Source organism: Frankia sp. AvcI1 (assembly GCF_001420875.1).
Taxonomy (GTDB): domain Bacteria; phylum Actinomycetota; class Actinomycetes; order Frankiales; family Frankiaceae; genus Frankia; species Frankia alni.
Genome location: NZ_LJFZ01000012.1, coordinates 96,826 through 99,723, shown reverse-complemented (window position 1 = coordinate 99,723; position 2,898 = coordinate 96,826). Strand labels below are relative to the sequence as shown.

Genomic DNA, 2,898 nt, shown 5'->3' with positions numbered 1-2,898 from the left:
CGAGGCGTCACCGATCGCCCGACCCATGTCCCGGGCCGCCTCCAGGTGAAGCCGAGCGTTGGCCTTGTCTCCCTGGACCATCTCGTACCACCCGAGCACCCACAGGGCCTTTGCGCGCGCCGGCGTCGACTCGGGATTCTCCGCGAGCGCGCGTTGTAACCAACGACAGCCGTCACGCAGGTGGCCACAGGCATTCCAGTAAAACCAGAGCGCACCCGTCATCTCGAGGCCGATCAGCCGCTCCGAGCTCCGCGAGAGGGAGTAGCCGACGGCGGAGCGGATGTTGGGAAGCTCACCCTGAAGCCGCCGGACCGTGACGAGCTGCTCGTCCCCGGTCGAGGTGTGCGTACTTTCCAGCGCCAGACCGAGATAGTGGTCGCGGTGCCGACNACGCCACGTCTCCACCTGTTCACAACGCTCGAGCCCGAAGACGCGCAGGCTTTCCAGAAGCCGGTAGCGTGGGGCGGCTTCGATCACGTTGCAGGTTACGACCGACTTCTCCACCAGATTCCCGATCAGTGGAACAATCTCGTCCCCGGTCAGGCCGTCACCGGCACACACCTCCCGGGCGGCGGCGAGGCTGAAGGACCCGCTGAAGATCGCCAGCCGGCTCCACAAGGCCTGCTCCTGGGGCGTGCAGAGATCGTGGCTCCACTCGATCGCCTTGCGCAGGGTGTGGTGGCGGAGTGGGCCAGCCTCGTTCCCCCGGTCGAGCACGCGGAAGATCGGCACGTCATCCGACAGCATCTGCGGAAGATCGAAGGAGCGCGTGCGGACCGCGGCCAGCTCGATGGCGAGAGGGATGCCGTCGAGGCGGCGGCAGAGCTCACCCACCATCCGGAGCCGGTCGGCGGTGACCACGAAGTCCGGTGCGACCGACAGCGCTCGGTCCAGGAAGAGCTTCACGGCATCGCTGTCGGCAGCGGAGTTCGACGACGGCGCCGGCAGGCTCAGCGGGGGAACCCGCCAGGTGCGCTCGCCGAAGATGCCGAGTGGCTCACGACTCGTCGCGAGAACCCTGACCCCGGGCGCTGCGGGCAGCAGGGCGCCCATCAGCCGCCCGCACGCGGCGAGGAGGTGCTCGCAGTTGTCGAGTACCAGCAGGATGTCGCGCTCCTGGAGGGCCCGGCCCAGGCTCGGCAGCGATTCGCCGCCGCTGTCCAGCGCCAGGCCCAGCGCCGCGGCGATCGCCGCCGTGACCTGGTCGCCGTGGGCGACCTCGGCGAGCTCGACGAAGACGACGGAGTCCACCAGGTCGCCCGCCTGCCGGCGCAGCACCTCTTTGGCTAATCGGGTTTTTCCCACCCCGCCGGGTCCGGTCAGGGTCATCAGTCGCGAGCAGGACAGGAGCTCCGCGATCTGGACGCACTCCTGCTCCCGGCCCACGAAGCGGGTGAGGTCGGCGGGAACGGGAGAACATGTCATGACAGCTCCGACCTGACGCCGCTGAATNTGGTGAGCGCTCGAGACTAGAGCGATGCGGGAAGTTNGTCAACAAGGATTCGAGCGTGCGACCGATAGATCGGTATTCGAGGTGCCAGGTCAGCCGCACCCGCCCTACGCACGATGTTCCTCCAGGGTCCGGTCACGGACGGACGGCCATCAGCGCCGGCGCGACCAGTTGTGGATGTTGTTGCGCTGGATCGCCGACGAGCCACCGATGATCGGCATNAGGAGGGCATCGCGGACGTAGCGCTCCACATCGAAGTCGGCGACATACCCGTACGCGCCGAGGATCGTCTGGGCGTCGAGCACGACCTGCCGGCAGGTCTCGGTGACGAAGAGCTTCGCCATGGACGTCTGNACGCCACACACGTCGTTCCGGTCGGCCAACTCGGCCGCATCGTCGAGAACCAGGCGCGACGCGTAGAGCTGGACCCGCATGTTCGCCAAGGTGTGCGCGACCGACTGGTGCTTCAGGATCGGCACACCGAACTGCTCGCGTTGCTCGGCGTAGGCCAGCGCGTCCTCGTACGCGGCGATCCCCAGGCCCAGCGCCATGGCCGCGACCTCGAGCTTCTCGACGTCGAGACCGGTCCCAGTGATCATCGACCAACCGCGGTTCCACCCGTCCTCACCCCCCATCAGCAGGTCGGCCGGCACTCGCACGTCGTCGAAGACGACATCGGTCGTCTGGCTGCCCTTGATGCCCATCGCGTCGATCGGCGTGATGGTCACGCCCTCGGCGTCGGGCGGGACGAGGACCAGGCTCAGGTTGCGGTACCTCGCTCCGCCGGGGTCGGAGTTGGCCAGCGTGTAGATGTAGTCGCTGAGGCCGGCGCCGGTGCAGAAGCGTTTGGCACCGTTGATGACCAGCTCGTCACCGTCGCGCCNCACCGTGGTTCTCACACTCGCCAGGTCGGCCCCGACATCCGGCTCCGTCCAGCCGTAGGCNAACAGNATGCGCCCGGCCNCGATCTCCGGCAGCCACTGCGCCTTCTGTTCCTTCGAGGCGCAGTCGACGACCGTCATCCCGGCGTAGCAGGCGGCCATGATGTACGGGATGGCCACGGCCATGCTCCGCTTCGACAGCTCCTCGATCACCATCAGCGTCGCGTGGATGTCGCGACCGACACCGCCGTGCTCCTCCGGGATGGNCAGGCCCATCACGCCCAGCTCGGCCAACTCGTCGAGGACGGGGCGCGGGAAATGCGCCGCCTTGTCCCACCCCGCGGCGTCGGAACGCGACATCTTCTCGGACACGAACCGGCGCACGACGGAACGGAGCTCGAGCGCGTCCTCGGTGAGGTAGCGGTTGGTTTCGATGCTCATCGTCCCGCGCCAGCGGCCTTGTAGGTCTCGCGGGCGATGATCACCTTCATGATCTCGCTGGTGCCCGCGCCGATCTCGTGGTGCTTGGCGTCGCGGTAGAGCCGCGCGGCGGGGTACTCCTCCATC

Annotated in this window: 4 protein-coding genes and 4 pseudogenes; all 8 read right to left on the bottom strand. The window is 67.8% G+C overall.

Features of this window, described 5'->3' with window-relative positions; translation table 11 throughout:
• Window positions 1-390: 390 nt before the first annotated feature.
• Window positions 391-1,425: NB-ARC domain-containing protein (locus UK94_RS14500; RefSeq protein ID WP_235487929.1), on the bottom strand; the 1,035-nt coding region annotated here is incomplete at its 3' end.
• Between the two features lie 177 nt (window positions 1,426-1,602).
• Window positions 1,603-1,671, bottom strand: coding sequence for a hypothetical protein (locus tag UK94_RS73880; RefSeq protein ID WP_268761362.1), 69 nt, complete (start codon window positions 1,669-1,671; stop codon window positions 1,603-1,605).
• 1 nt (window position 1,672) lies between these two features.
• Window positions 1,673-1,803, bottom strand: a pseudogene (locus UK94_RS52230) (acyl-CoA dehydrogenase family protein); the annotation flags it as partial.
• Between the two features lies 1 nt (window position 1,804).
• Window positions 1,805-2,333, bottom strand: a pseudogene (locus UK94_RS52225) (acyl-CoA dehydrogenase); the annotation flags it as partial.
• Window position 2,334: 1 nt separating this feature from the next.
• A pseudogene (locus UK94_RS73875) lies at window positions 2,335-2,394 on the bottom strand (hypothetical protein); the annotation flags it as partial.
• Between the two features lie 20 nt (window positions 2,395-2,414).
• Window positions 2,415-2,597 (bottom strand): annotated as a pseudogene (locus UK94_RS52220) (acyl-CoA dehydrogenase family protein); the annotation flags it as partial.
• Window position 2,598: 1 nt separating this feature from the next.
• Window positions 2,599-2,772: acyl-CoA dehydrogenase family protein (locus UK94_RS73870; protein ID WP_268761361.1), on the bottom strand; the 174-nt coding region annotated here is incomplete at its 3' end.
• Entirely contained in the window at window positions 2,769-2,897 is a 129-nt protein-coding gene (locus UK94_RS32595) for an acyl-CoA dehydrogenase family protein (RefSeq protein ID WP_235487981.1), read from the bottom strand. The genes UK94_RS73870 and UK94_RS32595, both read right to left, overlap by 4 nt.
• Window position 2,898: the final 1 nt, after the last annotated feature.

Excerpts from the sequence above, each read along its gene's own strand:
- UK94_RS32595 (WP_235487981.1), bottom strand. The coding sequence starts at position 2,897 with ATGGAGGAGTACCCCGCCGCGCGGCTCTACCGCGACGCCAAGCACCAC.